Below are 19,071 nucleotides of genomic sequence, written 5' to 3'. Positions count from 1 at the left end.
AAGTGAGGGAGTACGCGAAGGGAAGCCGACGGAATGCGACCTCCCCATTTCTTCTTTAAACATAGCATATTTGGCAAGCCACCACTGTCCTGTACTGTCCTGCTATTCACTACACTAATTATCAGAATTTTATACTGCGTGTGCCGTAACCGTGTCATTATGACGCATTTACGAGAACAACCGGTTGCACAGGGCTTAGTCCAGCAGTCGAAAATTTTATTGTTTTTTGTTTTGCCGCGGGACCAATACAGGACACGACGGGCACCATACGGATTAGATACGACGTTCCTGCCCGGTCGTCACCCAGTAATGGATTGACACACCTCAGCCCCCCTATTTGCGTTCCCCTCCTTTATTGTAATTTCGCCACCCGCCCCACAAGGCACGTACTGAATGGCCAAAACAAAGAAAAAAAGTCCCCAACTCGGGCTCAGAATGGGACTCAGCGATGAGCGTATCCCGAAGTTGTTCGGCCTGCTGCTGCTGTTCATCGCGGTCTACCTGACCATCGCCTTCGTCTCCTACCTCTTCACCTGGAAGATCGACCAGGACCGCGTGCTGCGCTTCAGCTGGAAACTGCTCTCGGAGGACGCCGCTACGGTGGACAACTGGCTGGGCCGCCTGGGCGCCTTCCTGTCCAACTTCTTCATCTACTTCTGCTTCGGGGTACCCAGCTTCCTGCTCGTCTACTTCGTGGGCCGGCTCGGGCTCAACCGCCTGCGGCGCGCCGCGCTGCGCCCGATGGCCAACCTGTTCGTCAAGCTAATGCTGGCTACCATCGGCTTCTCCGTGCTGCTGAGCTTCGTGTTCGGCTCCCTGACGGACTTCCCCATCGGCGGCGGTATCGGCGACTACCTGGTCTCCCACCTGAGCGGTGTGCTGGGCGGCTTCGGCGTGATCCTCTTACTGCTGCTGCTGGTAGGCCTCTACCTGGTCTTCGAGGCGCGCATCGACTTCAACGGCTCGCCAGCCCAGATCCGGGCGGACGTGGTGGATCACTTTTCGTCCATCTTCCGGGGCAAGCAGCCCGCACGGGGCACTTCCGCTACCCGCAACGCACCGGCGGCCGCGCCCGCGGGTGCCGCACTTTCCCCTACCCTGCCCCGCCGCGAGGGCAATGCCCGCATCCTGGCCCCCGGCGGTACGGACGACTTCGAGGTAGAGGGACCGCAAACCCTGTCCGAAAAGGGCCTGGAACAGCTGAAGGGCGAGCAGATGGAAATGCCGATGGACAGCGTCGGCGACCTCACGCTGGTGACCCAGGACCCCCTGGCCGTGGGTGCCGACAATCTGTTGGTGGCCGATGGCGATACCGGCATCGATACGAGTCTGGCCGTCACGGAAGAGAATCAGGACCACAGCGAGCCCTACGACCCGACGCTGGACCTGCCCAGCTACGAATCGCCCCACTTGCAGCTACTCGTGGAGTTCGACAATCAGAAGCAGGAGGTGGATCGCGCCGAACTGGAAGCCAATAAGGACCAGATCATCGAGACGCTGCTCAACTACAAGATCGAGATCACCAAGATCCGGGCTACGATCGGACCCACTGTAACGCTATACGAGATCGTGCCGGCCCCCGGTGTACGTATTTCCAAGATCAAGAACCTGGAGGACGATATCGCGCTGTCGCTGGCCGCCCTCGGTATCCGGATCATCGCGCCCATCCCCGGCCGCGGTACGATCGGTATCGAGGTGCCGAACAAGAACCCCCAGATGGTGAGCATGCGGGAGGTGCTGGAGTCGGAGAAGTTCCGCACCGCCAAGATGGACCTGCCGCTGGCCCTCGGCAAGACGATCAAGAACGAGGTGCTGATCGCCGACCTGGCCAAGATGCCCCACCTGCTGGTGGCCGGCGCGACGGGTCAGGGTAAGTCGGTCGGTATCAACTCGATCATCATGTCGCTGCTCTACAAGAAGCATCCCTCGCAGGTGAAGTTGGTGATGATCGACCCCAAGAAGGTGGAGCTATTCCCCTACGCCAAGCTGGAGGCCCACTTCCTGGCCTTCCTGCCGGGGCAGACCGAGCCCATCACCACCGAGACCACCAAGGTCATCCACATCCTCAACTCGCTGTGTATCGAGATGGACCAGCGCTACGACCTGCTCAAGAAAGCGGCGGCCCGCAACATCAAGGAGTACAACGAGAAGTTCGTCGCCCGGCGGCTGAACCCCGAGAAGGGACACAAATTCCTTCCCTTCATCGTACTCATCATCGATGAATTCGCCGACCTGATCATGACGGCCGGCAAGGAAGTGGAGATGCCGATCGCGCGCCTGGCCCAACTCTCGCGGGCGGTGGGTATCCACCTGGTGATCGCTACCCAGCGGCCCTCGGTCAACATCATCACCGGCGTGATCAAGGCCAACTTCCCGGCGCGGATCGCCTACAAGGTGACCGCCAAGGTAGACTCGCGCACCATCCTCGATGCCGGCGGCGCGGACCAGTTGATCGGTCGCGGCGATATGCTGCTGAGCAACGGCGGCGACGTGGTGCGCCTACAGGGTGCCTTCGTAGATACCCCCGAGGTGGAGGAGGTGATCAACTTTATCGGCAACCAGCGGGGCTACGTAGAGCCCTACCTGCTGCCCGAGTACAATACGGACGAGGAGATGGCCGGCTCCGGCTCGCTCAGCTACGCCGACCTGGACGATATGTTTGAAGACGCCAGCCGGCTCATCATCAGTCAGCAGCACGGCAGCACCTCCATGATCCAGCGGCGGCTCAAGCTGGGCTACAACCGCGCCGGCCGCATCATGGACCAGATGGAGCAGCTCGGCATCGTGGGTCCGGCCCAGGGCTCGAAGCCACGCGAAGTGCTGGTGTACGACGAGATGGAGCTGACGCGCTTTATCGACGATCTGCGGAATAAGGGCTAGCTCAGGAAGCACTTAGAAGACTAGCGTCGCTCTCTCCCAAGCACCGTGCCCACCAGGCCGATGGTCAGGTACTGCAACTCACCCAACATATACTGCTCCCCAGACGGGCCGTAGCGCTTGCCGATGGGGCGGAAACTGTTCTGGTAGGTATATACCAACTGTACCTTCTCACTCAACTGGTAAGCCAGATACAGGTGGGTTGTAAGGCGGTACTTACCCAGTTGCGGGTTGGCGGCGGTACGCAGCCTACCCTGATCCACCCGAAGGATCCTACCCTCCTCCACGAAGAAGCCGTAGGTGTCACTGGATGGCAGGATCTCCCCCGCCAGCGTCTGCTCGACGATGTCGTAGCGCACCGGGTCGCGCTCACCGATAGCCAGTACGCCGACACCTCCACCCCACTTCAGCCGGGGAATGGTCTCGAAGTCATATCTTTCTACACTCAGCCGCAGGTGATACGCGCTGAACCCGCGCTGGTGTAGCACCACGCTGACTACCGTGGCCGGCGCGGATGGGTCTAAGGCCGGCACGATACCGTTGAAGTTTCGCACGACATTAAACCCGCCGAAAGACTCACGGGACAGCGAAAGGGACGGGGTACCCCAGCGCGCGTTGACGTGGTAAGCTACCGCCAGGCCCAGTCCGTTACTCCACCCCCTGACAGTCTCTCCGGACTCCTCGATCCGTAGCGGACCGGAGTACACGGCGGCGCGTACGCTAAACTGAGCGGCTGCTTCGGCACCGAGGAAAAAGAAAAGTAGCAGGGGAAGTAGGCGCTTCATCACCGGATGGATTTAGCAGGTTTGTAGATCATCCCGACGTTAAAGGCCAGTACGTGGCGTTCGTGGGCGGTGGGGTCGGGCGTAGGGATGGACTCCTCTTCGGGCAGGGGGTAATTCTCCACCCCGATGCGGTGGGCACCCTGGTAGTCGATCTCGCGCAGCTCGTAGCGGGCGGGCTCCCCATCCCGGTAGGTATTCCAGGTAGCCAGACCGTGATTGAACAGGCCGGTACCGATACGCAGGGCCAGGTGGCGGGACAGCCAGTGCGTATAGTGTAGCTGGACCACTGCGCCCAGCTGCACCGGAGCGAGGTAGCGCAGAGTGGCCGTGCCCGACAGGCCGGAGGGAGGAAGGACTTCCGGCGGATTACTACCGGCCTGGGTGGGCAGGATCAGCCTACCGTAGGTGGCTAGCTGACGCAGCCGCGTTGGCCCCACGGTGAGCAGACCGGATAGCGCCAAGTCACCCGAGCCGACGCGCAGGTTGAGCTGTCCGCCCAGGCCGACGTACACCCGCAGCGTCTGCTGTATCACTACATCGTTGAGTCGCTCACTCGGCCAGTTGGGCGGCAGGGGCACGTTCGCTAGCCGTTGCAGTGGCAGGCCGGCCCAGGAGGTCACCTCCTCCCGCTCCAGGCGGCCAAGGCTGAGGAGCAGACTGAAGTTGCGGTGCAGGCGGGCTTCGGCATCGAGGGAGGCTCCCCGGTAGTCGTCCGCCGCGCCAAGGGGGTTATAGAGCGACAGCGCATAGCTCAGTTGCGGCCCGGTTTGTGGTAGGGAGTCGGTCTGACCGGCCAGGGGCAAGACCGTACACATAGAAAGAAGGAGCCAGAGGAAGCGCATCATTCGGGTTGTTTTGGGGTGCGGACCGGCGGGTAGAGTCCATTCGCGGCGCGCTGCACGCGTCGGGCGCGCCAGGAGGGAGGAGTGGGCGGCGGGGGTACGATGATCAGGGACTTGCCCAGACCATCGGCCTGATCGATGAGATAGGTAGAGGACTGCACGGCTGCCGGTGCGCGGGTCGGCAGCGGAGGCAGTACGACGGGTGGGCGGCGCGGAGCCGGTATGGACGGTTCCGACTCGGGTAGCGCGTACCTCAGGGTAGTCACGGCTGCGGCCGGTGGCGTGGTCGGCTTCGGCACCACCGGATCGGGAACCGCCCGAGGGACCGACGGCAGGGAAGCAGTGGGCGCGACCGCAGGCTGCGCAGGGGATGGAATGGGTTGCGGTGCTTGGGTAGCAAAGACTGGATCTGGGGGCGTGCTGTCCGTCCACCGCACCTGCGTGCCCGCCCCGAGGAGAAGGAGCAGGGCCAGGCTCCAGAACCAGTAGGCCGTGCGGGGACTGGGATGGCGTGGGGGAAGCTGTTCGCGCAGGGCGGCCCAGTCGGCGTCAGTGGCTTCGGGGGAGTAGTCATCCATTGATTGTCGCCAGTGGGCATCGTATGGTTTCATGAGCCCAGTTTGTGTTGGTGGGTGGCTTGGTAGGCGGCCTGGAGAAGGCTGCGGGCCTGCTTGAGGCGCCAGCGGCTGGCAGTCTCGGTGATGCCCAGCTCGGCGGCGATCTCGGCGTGGGTATATGCATCGAAGACCGTGAGACTAAAGACCAGCCGCAGGTGATCGGGCAGGCGGTCCAGCAATCGGAGGATATCGGCTACGGCCAGGGTATCCAGGGCGTGATTGTGTACCGTGGCCGGCCAGCTGAAGTCGCGGGCGGCGAGCCGGCGCTGCGAGCGGGCCTCGTCGCGCAGGTGGTTGAGTACGGTACGGCGCGTGATGGTGATCAGCCAGCCCTCCAGCTTGCCCTCCTCCCGGTAGTCGTCGAGCGACTGGAAGATCCGCAGCATGGCGGCGTTGAGCAGGGGCACGGACCGCTCGCGGGAGCCCAGGTAGCGCTGGCAGATGGGGAGTAGTAGTGGGAAGTACCGGCGGTAGAACGTCTCCTGGGCCCGCAGCTCCCCACGCTGGCAGGCGGCGAGTAGCGGGTCGATAGGTGATGGAGGAGAGGCCATGGAAACGGATGGGTGAATGCGCTACTCAGTATAGCACCAACTGCAGGGCCGGCGTGAGGGGAAGCGTACAATTTTCCCATATTTTCGAAGGTTGCCGGCCGCTGTTTGGACCGATCGGGATGGACTGATCGCTTCGGAAAGTCATCCGTTCCGTTGGGAAATTAGGCTGATCTAGGAAGGCGATGGTCATTATACATTGTCGACCAACAACAATCCCCCCCTTACCCATGAAGCACTTCGCCCTTCGCATTTTTTCTTCCGCCTTCCTTCTTTTTCTACTTACCTCACCTGCGCTCGCACAACGGTACACCTTTGGTATCGAGCAACTCGACCGGGGAAGCGCGGTCATCTTCTTCAATTCCCCCGCGTTCGAGGAAGACGAGGCTACTAAATCCTTTACCCAACAATCGAGCGTCGAGTACATCGGCAATGATATGGAAGATCGGATCTCCTCGGTCGTCGTACCCGCGGGTATGGTCGTCACTATATACGAGCACCGGGGTGGTCAGGGGCGCTCCGCCAAGTTGTACCCAGGAAACTATAACCACCTGATGAACTTCAACGACCGGATCTCTTCGTTTCGCATAGATGCCTTCGACGACGCGAACAACCCCCGCGTCTACCTCTACGAGCACGGCGATATCTACACCCGCCGGCAGGGCATGCAGGGCTTTGCCGAAGGAGAGTACGCGAAGAGCGAGCTACTCTGCAATGACTGCTTTACCTATGCGCGGGTACAACCAGGAGCGCAGGTCCTGTTATTTCGCAATGACCTCAGCGATCCGATGAATGAGTCGAACCTGCTAAAGGCCCGTGGCGATAAACCCACGGATTTCGATCTGCGTCGGCTCGGTATGAACGATGCTGTATCCGGAGTACGCGTTTCCGTACCGGGGTACGCGCTATCCCACGTAGAGTATAAGAACCGGACGGTAGTCAAAACGGAGGAAGAGCGCCGTATCGGCGGCACGAGCTGGCAGGACGGCTTCAATGCAGTCGCTGAATCGGAGCAGACGGTGGATGTAGGGTGGGAATACCAAGCTTCGGTCACCAGGTCCGTTTCCAATAGTACGGCCCTCGGATTCAAGACCACTGTCTCGTCTACGATAACCGTAGGAAGTGCGCCGGTGCAGGCCGCCCTAACGGTAGCGCTGGAGAAATCGATTCAGAATACAACGACCGTAGGACGGGATAAGACGGAATCCTACACCCAGAGGAAAACCTTCAGTCAGAAAACCAAGACTCCGCCGGGCTGCCGCACCAAGGTGACCGTAATGGGCACTCCAGAGGAGGTTATCTATGACGTGGTCGAGACCTACGTCGAAGTGAATGAAGAGGGCGACAAGGTGCGTAACGGTAAGACGCGGGAAGTCAAAAGCAAGGTGCGCGTGAAGTCGGCTACCAACGTCCGGGGAGTAGTCGAGGGAGACTGCCAGGGTGATAAGACCAGCCCACCGATTGCAACCACTACGGCTGGTACAACCCCTCAACAGCCGACCACCTCCACGACCAGCACCTACGGGCAAAAGGAATTCGGCTCCGGCAATGACGGCACCGAAGTAAACCTACCCGGCACCTTCAACGTCTACCGCAACGGCCGGCAGTACTCCGAGATCGAGTGGGACAGCGAGGAGAGCGTCTGGAGTGAATGGGACATGGAAGGCGACTGGCTGGGCGACTACCGCGAAACGGAGCGCAACAGCATCATGCTGGTCCTGGTGGATACGGACTCCGGCAAGGAGTTGAGCATCGAGCACAACAAGCAGGGTAGCATTTTGGTGAAACCGTCCGCTAACGCCGCCAATAGCTCCATCGAAACCTACGGAAGCCTTACGGCCGCCGGCTCCGGTGGCATGGGCAACGGTCAGCTAGCTACCTCGGGCGGAAGCGATGATCCCGCGCCATCTAGCTACGGAGAGGAGACCTTCGGCTACGATGCCGAAGCCATCCGCGAGGCAGGTGACACGGGCTCCGAACCCGCGGAGACCTTCGAGGTCATCGATGAAGACGGTTACTTTATCTGCCAGCTATCGTTTGATGCAGAAGATAGTCTCTGGCTGGAGGTCGACGAGGACGACGACCTGGTGGGCGAGTACAAAGTCACCGCCCGCGATGGCCAACGCCTCGAAATGCGGGAGATCGACTACGGTACCCTCCTTACGGTAGACCTAAGCAGCGGTAAGGTGTACTCCGACAGCAGTGGCGAGCAAGAGCTGGTAGGCTACATCAATCGGTGATTCGACCCTCCTGCCCCGACCATCCCTACGGAACAAGCCGACTAGCTCGACGCGTGGATATGGTTGGGGCGGGGGTGAATCACTCCGTCGGTGAGCAGATCGTACCAGAGCAATAAGCAAACACAGGTGAACTGCCACCAGCCCCCTGGTATCGCACCCATCGGCGAAGTTTCTCAAAAAAATTACTTGTCATGCAAACCGATATACATAAAACTCCGTATGTTTGTAGTAGGAACGGTGATCTACTTTTGCGGAATGCCTGACCAACACAACTTATAAACTCGATTTATACCATGTTCAGAAGGCCCTATCGGGTACTTCGCTAATTTGATTACTCTTCATATTCTGTTTTATCCATGCTCATGCGAGGGGCGGTGGATAGTACTCCGCGGTTTTATTCCCCACCCACGCTAGGGGTTAGCGAATAAGACTATTTTATTTATTCTCAGCGCTTTTGCGCCAGTAATAGACCTATGACAAACAATGTATTTCCGACCCTTATGGGTCGCGGCAGCCGTGTGGTTGCCCTCCTCCTCCTATTTGCCCTATCGTTCTCCGCAGCAGACCTTCGCGCGCAGTGCGAAAACGTCGGCACGACCTATCTACAGGATAATACGAACGGAGACGGGCTGGTAGTCATGGAGGCCGAACGCCCTACCAATTACCACGGATCCACCCGCGCGGGCCACGGGCCTGAGGTGATCTGGTCGGAGCGCACCCGCTCCACCGCCAACCAGGGCGGCTACGTGATCGTAGGCACCGTCGAGCAGAACGCCTATGAGCTGCCCGCCGACGGGGCACACCTCGACTACCGGATCAACTTCACCACCACCGGTACCTACTACATCTACTTCCGCCACGCCGCGGCCGGAGACCGCGACAACTCCATCCATATCCTAGTAGACGGCGTAGTTGTGCAAGCGACCCAGCAGTTCGGCTTTGGGACCCGGCAGTGGGACTGGCGCTGGGAGCGGGCCGCCGCCAGCTTTGCCATCAACACCACCGGCGACCACACCATCACCATCGCCCACCGGGAAGACGGACTGGCCATCGACCGTATGGTCGTCACCACCGACCCCGCCCGCAGCTTCGACCGGCGCGGACCGCAGACCACTGAGGCCGGCAGCAACACCGGCGCCGCCGCACTGACCACCCTGGCGGTCTACGAGCAGGACACCATCACACTGGACGGACTGGTCGTCATGGAGGCCGAGCGCCCCACCCGCTCCATTCGCGGTCAACAGCCCTTCCTCTGCCGCGAATGGGTAGCGGCTACGAACGATCTCGACGCCAGCGAGCTGTCCTTCGTGTACGTAGAGGATCAGAACAGTATATCGGATAGCTTCAACTACTACCTGGCGCCACGCCTGGACTACGAAGTGACGTTCAAGCGCACCGGTCGCCACTACATTCACCTGCGCCACAAGGGCACCGCGCCCGGAGACAATTCGGTATGGACAAACTTCGACTACTCCGATGAGGACCGCTTCAAGATGAATATCAATACCGGTGACTGGCAGTGGGAGACCATCGGCCGCGACGCCAGCTTCGTCGTACCCGATACCGGCACCTACATCGTATCCATCTATATGCGGGAAGACGATACGCCGATCGATAAGATCCTGATCTCCCCCGACGCTAGCTACCGCACCTCCACCGCCCTGGGCCCTGACGCTACGGAGACTGCGCCCTTGCTAGTGTACCAGCAGTCCTCCAGTGATAACTACCCCGTGGACATGCCCGCCGAAGTCCCCTCCGCCGTCTCGGCCGGTAAGGGCGCTCATGCAGGAACGCACTGGTACGCCTACCAGGACGATGACGCTATCGACGACCGCTACGCCATGGTGCCCGATGCGGGCGTACGTGCCGAGAACTCTCTCGACGTACCGATGCTGCACTACGCGATCGACTTCGTACAGACCGGTCAGCACTACCTCTACCTGCGCCACCGCTCCGTATCGAACGGAAATTCCGTAGCCGTCTACTTCGACGGTACGCTGGTCTCCAGCCACGTTGCCATGCCGATCGACCACGGCAATACCTGGACCTACACCCGCATGAACCCCACCATCGACGTCAACTCCCTGGGCCGCCACACCCTGAGTATCCTGATGCGCGAAGACGGCACGCCGCTGGACCACATTATAATGAGCACGAGCCCCAACATGACCACCGCCAGCCTCGCCGCCAGCAGCCTGCCCGTCGAGCTGACCTCCTTCACCGGACAGACCGATGCCCGCAGCAACTCCCTCTACTGGACCACCGTACACGAAGACAATACCGCCACCCACGTCGTGGAGCGGCTCGCTGAAGGCCAGGCCGACTGGCAGTCCGTAGGCGAAGTCACCGCCGCCGGTAGCAGTACCGAGGCCCTCGACTACTCCTTCGTCGACGCCCGCCCCGTGGCCAAAGCCTACTACCGCATCCGTACACTCGACTACGACGGTACGGCCACCGTGAGCGACGTCATCACCCTGACCCGCAACAGTACCGCCGCGACCACCTCCGTATCCGTATTCCCCAACCCCACCACGGACCGGGTCACGCTGAGCTACGAGCAGCCGACCGACGGTACGATGACCGTACGCCTGTTTTCGTTGAGCGGACAGCAGGTCATGCAGCGCACGGCCCAGGTCGAAGCCGGCAGCAACGAGACCACGCTCTACCTGTCGGAGCTCGCCGCCGGTGCCTACCTACTCTCCGCGCAGCTGCCGTCCGGTGCGCTGATCCAGGAGCGCATCGTCGTCCGCTAGACCCTACATTAGGGGGCGGGGCCGCCGGTGCGCAGGCTATAGAGTAAACGCACTCCTGCGGCGTCTACCCCCCTACCATGTACGAGGTCCCTTCATCAGCCGACTGGTCCGATACCTACGCCGCCTACAGTGCGGAGTTGCGGGAGTTCGTGCGCACCCGCGTGCCCGCCCCGGAGGTAGATGATCTACTGCAGGACGTATGGGTGCGACTGGCCGAAGCCCTGGAGACACAGCATATCGCCCAGCCCCGCGCCTGGCTGTACCGGGTGACCCGCAACCGGATCGCCGATCTGTACCGCGGCCAGGAGAGCCGACCGGCCGTACGCGACTTGCAGGACGGCGATGCCTACGTAGCCCCTACCCTATCCGGCGACACTACGGATGTACTGGAGGAGATTACCGATGCGCTGGACCTGCTGCCCCCCAAGCAGCGGGAAGTATTTACGCGCAACGAGCTGGAGGGAGAGACGCTGCGGGAGATTGCCGATGACCTCGGGGTGCCGCTCAAGACAGTGATCTCGCGCAAGGGCTACGCCAGACGGCGGCTGCAGGATATTTTACTGGATACGTATGTGGATTATTTCGGATTGGAATAGAGTATTGGAGGTAATACGCCGTCTACCCTACTAAACGTAATACCATGCAAGAGCAGACACAATCCCGCGGCCGGGGGGGCCGCCGCCGTAACCGCCGCCGTCCGCAGTACGGGCCCCGCCGTCCGAAGCACAACGTGCCCGTCAATATCGCGGAGACCGATACGGACTTCGTGGCGCAGGTCTTCTGCGTCGGCTTCGATAAGGAGAATGTGCGGGTGACCCTGACCGGCGAGCATATCTACATCAGCGGCACGCGGCAGCCGGAGGATGCCCACCCCGACTTCCTGCTGCAGGAGTACCCCATCAAGAGCTTCGAGCGCTGGTTCGAGCTGAGTGAGAAGGTGGACCGTACGGCGGTGACCGCTTCGTTCGAGGATGGGATCCTCATCATCACCGCCCCCAAGACCCGGGAGGCGCAGCGGCCGGAGCGGGAGGTGCCGATCGACTAGTAGCTCCGCCCCTACCCTTCCGGGTATAGCGGAGGTGTAGAAGAAATGGCTACATTTCGGACATGATCTATTCCTCCGCTGTTCGCTCCTGCTACCGCACCGGCGTCCCCGCCCTGTTGTTTGTGCTTCTTTTTATGGGCTGTACGGGGGGGAAGGAGGAGGCTGTGCGTGAGGCTACGGCTACGGCCGACGAGCGGCAGCCGAACGTACTGTGGATCGTGTGTGAGGATATGAGTCCGCTGATCGCGGCCTTCGGGGATTCGACGATCGCGACGCCGAACCTGAGTCGATTGGCGGCGCGGGGGGTGCGCTTTCCGAATACTTTCTCGGTGGCCGGGGTGTGCGCGCCGAGCCGTAATGCGATCGCCACGGGGATGTACCCCATCAGTATCGGCGGACACAATATGCGGACGCAGTACAATGTGGAGCGGCTGCGGGACCTGGGTCTGCCCGGGGAATACGGGGCGCTGCCGCCGCCGGAGGCGAAGATGATGAGTCAGGTGCTGCGCGAGCACGGCTACTTCGCGACCAACAATAAGAAGACGGACTACCAGTTCGAGGCCCCGAAAACGGCCTGGGACGAGCAGGGGCCGCAGGCACACTGGCGGCACCGGCCGGCGGGACAGCCCTTCTTTTCCATATTCAACCTGGAGATCACCCACGAGAGCCAGGTCTGGGAGACCAACCGCAAGAACCTGCGCTTCCGGGAGGGCTTCGAGACGGACACTTTCCCCATGGAGGACTACCAGGTACGGTATCCGGACGACGAGCGGCCGGACGTGATCCTGCCTGCGGGCGCCGAACCGCCCCTGCCCCCCTACCTGGCCGACACCGAGCTGACGCGGCAGGACGTACGGCGGGTATACGACAACATCCGCATCATGGACCAGCAGGTCGGCTTCCTGCTCGATCAGCTGGAGCAGGACGGGCTGACGGATTCGACGATCGTGTTCTTTTATAGCGACCACGGGGGTCCGCTGCCGCGGCAGAAGCGGCTGCTCTACGACTCGGGCCTGCGCGTACCGCTGATCGTAGCCTGGCCGGACGGGCAGCGGGCGGGGCAGATCGATTCGCTGCTGTTCAGCTTCGTAGACTTCGCCCCCACGGTGCACAGTATGCTGGGCATCGAGCCGGCAGACTACCTGCAGGGGCAGGCGCAGTTCGGCAGCTACCAGGAGCCGGAGCGGCAGTACGTCTACGCCGCCAGCGACCGGCTGGACGAGCACTACGACCGCATCCGCGCCGTGCGGGACCACCGCTTCAAATACCTGCGCAACTACTACCCCGAGCGGGGCTATTACCTGCCCGTGGCCTACCGCGAGAAGCTGCCTTCGATGCAGGAATTGCTGCGGCTGCGCGATGCCGGCCAGCTGACGGACGCCCAGTCCCAGTGGTTTCGCGACCGCAAGCCGGCGGAGGAGCTATTCGACACCTGGAACGACCCGTATGAGCTGCGGAATCTGGCCGGTCAGTCCGCCTACGCCGACAAGCTCACCGAGCTCCGCACGGCCATGGATGAGTGGCTGGCCCGCGTCGGCGACCTCGGCGAGGTGCCCGAGGTCGAGCTGGTACAACGGTTCTGGAACGGGGGGGACGTGATGCCGGTGACCGGTCGGCCGCAGCTGCGGCGGGACAGCGTCGGTCGCTTCATCCTGGAGAGCAAGACGCCGGGGGCGCAGGTTGCGTATCGGATCCTACCGGCGGATGCGGACAAGCCGGGCTGGCGGGTATATACCGAGCCCATCGTGTTTGACCTGGACGGGGGGGATACCCTGCGGGCGGTGGCGCAGCGGATCGGGTACGGGGAGAGTGGGGTGAGTGAGGGATGGTGAGGGGGGATGTTGACCGCTGAGCCTGTTGAGGTGAACGTAGTCGGTAATGCTGAATCAATTCTCCGCAGAAGTCGAGATGAATTCGTTATCGGTAGCCGACGTCCAGTTTTCTATATGGAGTCCTTCAATTCGCAAAAGGTGCTTAGTGTTACGAGTGACCAACGTCCAACCCTCATGTAGCGCAGTACAGCCAGTGAGTAGATCAAAGTTGGGGATGAGTTGTCCCAAGTCTTTCAGTCGTACACGCTCCTTAGCGTAGGTTTCCCGGATCGGACGAATAGGTAACACTTCAAACAATTGCTCGATTTCGATGGCTTCCGCTAAGTGTTTTTCAAATTGTGCACTGTTATAGGCACCATAAGTTAACTCTAGCAATGTGATCTCCGAGATATAGCAATGCTGTTCGCCTATTTGACCGACCTTTTCTCCGAGATTGAATTTGCCCTTCAAATAGAAGATGCAGATGTCCGTATCTAGAATATAGGCCATCTAATCGAAGGATATTTCCCGGTCAGGCAGCATGCGGCTAGCATAGATATCCTCTACTAAGGGATCAACGTCTATGTCTGACCAAGCGCCATACAGCCTACGTGCTACAGCTTGCTTGCGTTCGACAACCGTCGCGCTATTAGCTAGGTCGACGGAGGTCCGGATACTATCGGTCAGCCCGCTCAGCAGAGCAAGTTTATCGGCTACCTCTAGCCCCTCGATCTGAGATAGTAAGTTATGTACTACTGGATTGCTCATGTACGGTAGGAAGTTATGTTACAGTAACGTAATATTATCTAGGTAGGTTGGTCCGTCATTTTGGTTAAGATAGCAGTGTCAATTGGAAGAAGTCCAGTGTTAGACGGGCCTGATTGAGAAATTTTACCTGCTTGTAGCGTTCCCAAGATGGCAGCGAAGTGACCGGGACGCCCTGGGACCAGCTACGTAAGGCGGGCTGAACGCAGGGCGTCTCACTTAGACAATCCTGTAAGTGTATTAGCATCAGCAGTAACCACACGATCAAGCACTAGCAGCATCCGCTAGCAGCTCATCTTCATCAGTCTGAAAGGCAGAGGCGCCGTATTTACCCAGCAACTCAATGAAGGAGCGGCGTGTGATGCCCACGATTTTAGCACCCTGGCCCGAAGAGATCATTCCCTCGTCAAATAACTTGCTAGCAAACAGCATCTTAAGATCGAAGTCTGTAGCGTGCAAATCGGCGGGTAGCTCGACGTGAAAGCCCATGATTGCTTGGTTTGGTACAGATAACGTTAAGCAATATACAGAGGTTGCGGTCAGCTTCACGCTAATAGGATGAGTACGCCGTACGACCTCGGTTTGCTTTAAGTAGTTTAATTCGTGCCGCAGGCTAGTGGGGTCGGTAGCTACTGGTAATGCAATCGCTGTATATCGATCGATTCGTTCATAAACTGGAGACTTGGCTATCCATTTGGTGAGTGGACCTGCGTAGATAGATTGAAATACATGAGCCTGTGCGTACCTGATATCTTCCCAGCATGGCAGCGGCACTCGGTCTACCGCGGAGGGCGCAGAGGGTCGCGGAGGCGTACGTACGGTGGCTCTGCGTTGCTCAGCGCCCTCGGCCTACTCCCTATTTCTCTATAGAAGCGCTCCGCCGGTAGTCTAGATAGAAGAGTACACTCGACAGGAGGAACACTAGAATAACTTCTAAGAGCGTGACAGTACCCTTGATCAGTACGCTGGCGACTGCTAATCCAACCGTAGTGAGTGCTGCATATACGAATGGATTGATTTTGTTGTACATGTTAGTTCGTTGGTGGGGTGTCAGTGACATTGGGATAGTGTGCGTGGTAGTACGACAGGCCAATCAAGGGTTGTTTTTATCGCATACCGCATTCTACAACGACTCAAACTCGGTACTTCCACATGCTTGCTAGTTAAGTTTCTTCGGACTTCCTCACCATTCTCCTTTCAATAGTGGGTTTATGTCGCTATCTAATAGCATAGTGCTTATATCATTTTCTTTGTTCCAACCTCTAAGCGAGTACAAAAATTAACCAAAGTTGGTCCGCCAGGTTGTAGCGCCCTATAACAACAGATCATGTATACTTCAGCCTTCAGAATAGTTAGTATTTGGGCAGTCACAATCGGTGAGGAAGTACTCAAACAGGTTTGCCAGGATGACTTCATCGGTTCCAACAAACATATTGTACATAGCGATCATGCCAGGGCAGTAAGTATAATCGCCCGCTAAGCACATCGTAAAGTATTCGAATAGATAATCAAAACCACCTTTGTCATAGCTGAACCAATCTGCATGCTCGTTCATCGCTTCGATAGCTCCATCTAAAAAGCCTGCACTACGCGTGTCGACGTTGAAAATAATGTATTCTACTAACCGCCTCGTGTCTTTGTCCCTCGCGTACAGATCGCTGACGTTCCGCACGTTTGTGGGTCCATATGCAGTAGTCGCTACTTCCTCACCTTGCTCTGAAACAAACTGAACGCACAGACTGTCTAGTTCGGCGCCTGATTGAACCAGAGCATACGTAGCTTGCAAAGCGTTCAACCTCTTGATCGGGCCCACTACCTGGGTGGAGGTATCGAGTAAGACTATGGTAAATTTACCTGTGGTAGTCTGCTCTAGCGTGACTCCACTAGTGTCAATCAACTTACTGTTACGTAGGGAGTGCTTTATCGCTTCAAGATGTGCGCTAGCTTGCGTATTTACTATACTTATGGTGCAACCGGGTAGCATACACCACAGTAAGAGCGAAAAGAAAAAATAGAGAAGTCGTTGCATACTACCAATACTAAAATTACTCTCCGCTTAGCTCATCTTCAGGACCAATCAGGTGGTTGACTTGATCAATATCCACAGCACATACGGTGGCAAACTCCAACTGAGCGAGAAAGCGAGTCATCGACTCTCTGTTCCACACCAACCTGTTGTCGGTGAAGGTGAAGAGCACCTTATTTCCATGTGTAACGCTGTATCTATATATGTCCGCATATCGATTTGACTGAAATATTAACGATTGCTCTAGATGAACCTCGCTAAGCTCCACAGTATAATTATCGCTGCGGTTATGGGGAGGGGTCATAGCGCTTTTTAGGGGAGGGCTCACAAGGTCTCGGGTACACATCAATTATAGCCTTAGATCTTTGTTTAGTGGTCCAAACGTCTAAATCAATCGCTTCATCAAAAAGTTGTCTCCACTTGTCTGAAACTTCCTGCTCCTTAAACTTGATGATGGTATATGAACTATCCCAACATATCATTTCAATTAAACTATTATCTAGTAACCAGTTACTACTATCCCATATTTCGGAGTTCCCCTCCACATAAGGTAGGCTATTCCTATCAAACTTGATATCTGTGTGCCTATCGAATGCTGCTAGATAGCCCCAAACTACCTGTGGATTTATCTTCCGACACAAATCCATCTCTTTGCTATCTAGAATGTAATAATTTTGATCGTGTCCAATCGGAAGATAACTCAGAGCATCTGTATTTAGGTCCAAATCTGATACAAACCACTTCAGCGTTCTGATTCTGCTTACAATCGGCACCAGAAGCACTTCAAGGTTGGTATGAAATCTGAGCTTGTTACTCTTTTCTATAATCCAATTCATGTAACTAATATTAGGCGCCATATGCATCTGGCGCGAGGAATGCATAAGTTGTTGCTGGACTCACTTCTAAATATTCTAGTGTGCTTTTATATACTACTGAACGGAAGTAGTCATTGCATCCAATAAAGCTATAGGGAAGATCATAGTCACTCCAGATAAGAAACGATTTATCTTCCGTCCAGATGTAATTTGGTGTCGACCCATACGGTGGCTGCTTACCTATAATTAAGCTCGGCGAATCATTGCTTTTTATGGTAAATTGCTGCTCTGCATCTTCAACGTTATTTACCTCTCCTAACAAGCCTGAGGATAAGAAATCATAGTAACAAATAAGATTTTCGTACCCATAGTCGACGAGTAACTTTGAGAGCTCCTTTATTTCAAAACAGTCAAATCCATAATTAACGAGTCCATACAAATTACTTGGAAAGGATCCATTGAACTTACTTCTAAGCACATCGGGATTAGCTTCAGCTTTAAATATTAGTCCTTTTCCTTCGAATAGTTCTCTCCATAGAACTCGCTGATAAAAGTGATGATTTATGCACAAATCTTCTGGCACTCCTTGGCCCATTAATGTAGCACCCACAAGTAATTGATCAAATGCCGTCTTTGGAGAATCCTGATATAGTTTATTCAACTCATGATGAGATAAATTGCCCAAATCATTCTTGTCTAAATAGACTGAATGAAAAATCTTGAAGTAGAAGTCAAAGTCATTACCGATAATTTCGCTTATCGAGGTTGATTCACGCTGCTTGTTGATAAGTGTAAATGGCCACTTACTTTTATCAGGTTTAGTTAGTGTGATTTTCATCTATGTGGGGTTGAGATTGAGTATGGTTGTGGGCAGCGGGAGGCTGTGCAAAAGTTCCTTTGAGCCAAAGTTACACCAACGATCATTTAGGTTTTAACTAGCAAAATTCACATCGTCAATATAACTACATCACCTTGTTTTGGCTGAGCGAAGCTTGTACGGCCTGCGAAGCGGTCGTTTGAGCATTTGCACAGCCTGACATTTACGCCTACGCAGCTGGACCTTAAGCCAAGTTGGCGTTGGCGCCTTATTCCGCGCATTTTGCACCAGCGCGATTTCTCTTTATTCGGCAATTTTTAGCAGTAGATGTCCGTGAGCTATGGGAGACAAAGAGTTAGATCATCCAACGTCCCTATATTTCTTCCTCCTTCGTTCAATTGTAGCTCGGAGTTGACAGACATGTTCAACCCCAACTGGTTTATTGAACCGAATATGAATTTGAGCAAAGCTGTGCAAGATTCCCCAGGTTGTAACTGGTTGCGGCCGATCAAGTAGACTCTGCATGAGTATTGCATTTCCGATTTATCTATTTGACAATGTGCTGCATACCCATTAGGAATTGGTGTTATTCTTCCACCTTCTGAAACCAATGTCAGTGTCCCTTTAAGATCGCTATTCTGAAGTTGCAGGTTATCTTTGTTCCAATTCATCTTTCATAGTAATTTAAGCCTTACTGTTTGCTGAATGGTAACCCTTTACATATTTATCAAGTTAACATTACAGGCTTTGTGGTTGTCCCATAGGGTAAATAAGATAATGGCGTAGTCTGCTAATTCGAATTACAAAGGAAGCGTCACTGGTGCCGTTGTAAAGGCTATTTGCCATTCACTAAGCAGGACTTCGATCGACTAGTTGTCAATTGGGTCAAATCCGTAGACAAAGCTATTAAGGAAGCCATTTGAACTTTTCAACCTCACTATATTCATCAGCTCTTTGAAGTAATTAGCTACCCTTGCTCGGTCTTCTGTATCCATATCTAATACATATGGATCAAATCTTTTTAGTCTTATTTTAATTGCATCTTGATACTCTTCATCGGTTGTGAGCCCTACCGCATCAATCGCAACGTGACCGCCGGGCTGATCAAAAGTTGGCTGCCCACTCTGTTT

At 56.5% G+C, this 19,071-nt stretch carries 17 protein-coding genes; 6 read left to right on the top strand and 11 right to left on the bottom strand.

Annotation, left to right across the window (positions count from 1 at the left end; all coding sequences use genetic code 11):
- Positions 1–435: 435 nt before the first annotated feature.
- Complete coding sequence (locus tag MJQ68_RS03395) at positions 436–2,880, top strand: FtsK/SpoIIIE family DNA translocase (RefSeq protein WP_238749574.1); 2,445 nt, start codon at positions 436–438, stop codon at positions 2,878–2,880.
- Positions 2,881–2,900: 20 nt separating this feature from the next.
- On the opposite strand, the gene MJQ68_RS03390 is transcribed toward MJQ68_RS03395, so the two are convergent.
- Genes MJQ68_RS03390 through MJQ68_RS03375 form a run of 4 tightly spaced genes read right to left on the bottom strand, consistent with a single transcriptional unit; the run spans position 2,901 to position 5,672 of the window.
- Complete coding sequence (locus tag MJQ68_RS03390) at positions 2,901–3,662, bottom strand: hypothetical protein (protein ID WP_238749573.1); 762 nt, start codon at positions 3,660–3,662, stop codon at positions 2,901–2,903.
- Positions 3,662–4,507 (bottom strand): hypothetical protein, encoded by an 846-nt coding sequence (locus tag MJQ68_RS03385; protein WP_238749572.1) that lies wholly within the window; start codon positions 4,505–4,507, stop codon positions 3,662–3,664. Before MJQ68_RS03385 ends, MJQ68_RS03390 begins: the two co-directional genes overlap by 1 nt.
- Positions 4,504–5,115: a hypothetical protein gene (locus MJQ68_RS03380; protein WP_238749571.1), complete on the bottom strand. Its 612-nt coding sequence runs from the start codon at positions 5,113–5,115 to the stop codon at positions 4,504–4,506. The genes MJQ68_RS03385 and MJQ68_RS03380 overlap by 4 nt, the downstream gene beginning before the upstream one ends.
- Positions 5,112–5,672, bottom strand: a complete 561-nt coding sequence (locus tag MJQ68_RS03375; protein ID WP_238749570.1) for an RNA polymerase sigma factor — start codon at positions 5,670–5,672, stop codon at positions 5,112–5,114. The genes MJQ68_RS03380 and MJQ68_RS03375 overlap by 4 nt, the downstream gene beginning before the upstream one ends.
- 227 nt (positions 5,673–5,899) lie before the next feature.
- On the opposite strand from MJQ68_RS03375, the gene MJQ68_RS03370 reads away from it, so the two are divergent.
- From MJQ68_RS03370 to MJQ68_RS03350, 5 genes are all read left to right on the top strand, one after another.
- A complete protein-coding gene (locus tag MJQ68_RS03370) occupies positions 5,900–7,909 on the top strand; it encodes a hypothetical protein (protein ID WP_238749569.1) in 2,010 nt (669 codons plus the stop codon).
- Positions 7,910–8,409: 500 nt separating this feature from the next.
- Entirely contained in the window at positions 8,410–10,662 is a 2,253-nt protein-coding gene (locus tag MJQ68_RS03365) for a T9SS type A sorting domain-containing protein (RefSeq protein WP_238749568.1), read from the top strand.
- A gap of 77 nt (positions 10,663–10,739) precedes the next feature.
- On the top strand, positions 10,740–11,258 hold the full coding sequence (locus tag MJQ68_RS03360; protein WP_238749567.1) for an RNA polymerase sigma factor: 519 nt from the start codon (positions 10,740–10,742) through the stop codon (positions 11,256–11,258).
- 44 nt (positions 11,259–11,302) lie between these two features.
- Positions 11,303–11,707: an Hsp20/alpha crystallin family protein gene (locus tag MJQ68_RS03355; protein ID WP_238749566.1), complete on the top strand. Its 405-nt coding sequence runs from the start codon at positions 11,303–11,305 to the stop codon at positions 11,705–11,707.
- Positions 11,708–11,769: 62 nt separating this feature from the next.
- Entirely contained in the window at positions 11,770–13,539 is a 1,770-nt protein-coding gene (locus tag MJQ68_RS03350; RefSeq protein WP_238749565.1) for a sulfatase family protein, read from the top strand.
- A 54-nt stretch (positions 13,540–13,593) separates the two neighbouring features.
- Here the strand turns inward: MJQ68_RS03350 and MJQ68_RS03345 are convergent, their stop codons facing one another.
- The 7 genes from MJQ68_RS03345 to MJQ68_RS17995 all read right to left on the bottom strand — a co-directional run bounded on the left by MJQ68_RS03345 (position 13,594) and on the right by MJQ68_RS17995 (position 19,023).
- Positions 13,594–14,028, bottom strand: coding sequence for a PIN domain-containing protein (locus tag MJQ68_RS03345; protein ID WP_238749564.1), 435 nt, complete (start codon positions 14,026–14,028; stop codon positions 13,594–13,596).
- The gene (locus MJQ68_RS03340) at positions 14,029–14,286 is read right to left on the bottom strand and encodes a hypothetical protein (RefSeq protein ID WP_238749563.1); all 258 of its coding nucleotides are present in this window, start codon (positions 14,284–14,286) and stop codon (positions 14,029–14,031) included.
- Between the two features lie 261 nt (positions 14,287–14,547).
- Positions 14,548–14,832 (bottom strand): UPF0175 family protein, encoded by a 285-nt coding sequence (locus tag MJQ68_RS03335; RefSeq protein WP_238749562.1) that lies wholly within the window; start codon positions 14,830–14,832, stop codon positions 14,548–14,550.
- Between the two features lie 787 nt (positions 14,833–15,619).
- Complete coding sequence (locus MJQ68_RS03330) at positions 15,620–16,312, bottom strand: hypothetical protein (RefSeq protein WP_238749561.1); 693 nt, start codon at positions 16,310–16,312, stop codon at positions 15,620–15,622.
- Between the two features lie 284 nt (positions 16,313–16,596).
- Positions 16,597–17,145 carry a hypothetical protein gene (locus MJQ68_RS03325; RefSeq protein WP_238749560.1) on the bottom strand — a complete coding sequence of 183 codons (549 nt, stop codon included), beginning with the start codon at positions 17,143–17,145 and terminating at the stop codon, positions 16,597–16,599.
- A 10-nt stretch (positions 17,146–17,155) separates the two neighbouring features.
- The gene (locus MJQ68_RS03320) at positions 17,156–17,962 is read right to left on the bottom strand and encodes a hypothetical protein (protein ID WP_238749559.1); all 807 of its coding nucleotides are present in this window, start codon (positions 17,960–17,962) and stop codon (positions 17,156–17,158) included.
- An 848-nt stretch (positions 17,963–18,810) separates the two neighbouring features.
- Positions 18,811–19,023 (bottom strand): DUF4844 domain-containing protein, encoded by a 213-nt coding sequence (locus MJQ68_RS17995; RefSeq protein ID WP_406612751.1) that lies wholly within the window; start codon positions 19,021–19,023, stop codon positions 18,811–18,813.
- Positions 19,024–19,071 lie beyond the last annotated feature (48 nt).

Origin of the sequence: Neolewinella maritima (assembly GCF_923081025.1) — a bacterium.
GTDB classification, from domain to species: Bacteria; Bacteroidota; Bacteroidia; order Chitinophagales; family Saprospiraceae; genus Neolewinella; species Neolewinella maritima.
The sequence above is the reverse complement of the archived record's forward strand: the minus strand, read 5'-3'. Positions and strand labels throughout refer to the sequence as shown.

Excerpts from the sequence above, each read along its gene's own strand:
- MJQ68_RS03385 (WP_238749572.1), bottom strand. The coding sequence starts at position 4,507 with ATGATGCGCTTCCTCTGGCTCCTTCTTTCTATGTGTACGGTCTTGCCC.
- MJQ68_RS03320 (WP_238749559.1), bottom strand. The coding sequence starts at position 17,962 with ATGAAAATCACACTAACTAAACCTGATAAAAGTAAGTGGCCATTTACA.
- MJQ68_RS03340 (WP_238749563.1), bottom strand. The coding sequence starts at position 14,286 with ATGAGCAATCCAGTAGTACATAACTTACTATCTCAGATCGAGGGGCTA.
- MJQ68_RS03380 (WP_238749571.1), bottom strand. The coding sequence starts at position 5,115 with ATGAAACCATACGATGCCCACTGGCGACAATCAATGGATGACTACTCC.
- MJQ68_RS03345 (WP_238749564.1), bottom strand. The coding sequence starts at position 14,028 with ATGGCCTATATTCTAGATACGGACATCTGCATCTTCTATTTGAAGGGC.
- MJQ68_RS03350 (WP_238749565.1), top strand. The coding sequence starts at position 11,770 with ATGATCTATTCCTCCGCTGTTCGCTCCTGCTACCGCACCGGCGTCCCC.
- MJQ68_RS03330 (WP_238749561.1), bottom strand. The coding sequence starts at position 16,312 with ATGCAACGACTTCTCTATTTTTTCTTTTCGCTCTTACTGTGGTGTATG.
- MJQ68_RS03375 (WP_238749570.1), bottom strand. The coding sequence starts at position 5,672 with ATGGCCTCTCCTCCATCACCTATCGACCCGCTACTCGCCGCCTGCCAG.
- MJQ68_RS03360 (WP_238749567.1), top strand. The coding sequence starts at position 10,740 with ATGTACGAGGTCCCTTCATCAGCCGACTGGTCCGATACCTACGCCGCC.
- MJQ68_RS03365 (WP_238749568.1), top strand. The coding sequence starts at position 8,410 with ATGGGTCGCGGCAGCCGTGTGGTTGCCCTCCTCCTCCTATTTGCCCTA.
- MJQ68_RS03325 (WP_238749560.1), bottom strand. The coding sequence starts at position 17,145 with ATGAATTGGATTATAGAAAAGAGTAACAAGCTCAGATTTCATACCAAC.
- MJQ68_RS03370 (WP_238749569.1), top strand. The coding sequence starts at position 5,900 with ATGAAGCACTTCGCCCTTCGCATTTTTTCTTCCGCCTTCCTTCTTTTT.
- MJQ68_RS03395 (WP_238749574.1), top strand. The coding sequence starts at position 436 with ATGGGACTCAGCGATGAGCGTATCCCGAAGTTGTTCGGCCTGCTGCTG.
- MJQ68_RS03355 (WP_238749566.1), top strand. The coding sequence starts at position 11,303 with ATGCAAGAGCAGACACAATCCCGCGGCCGGGGGGGCCGCCGCCGTAAC.
- MJQ68_RS03390 (WP_238749573.1), bottom strand. The coding sequence starts at position 3,662 with ATGAAGCGCCTACTTCCCCTGCTACTTTTCTTTTTCCTCGGTGCCGAA.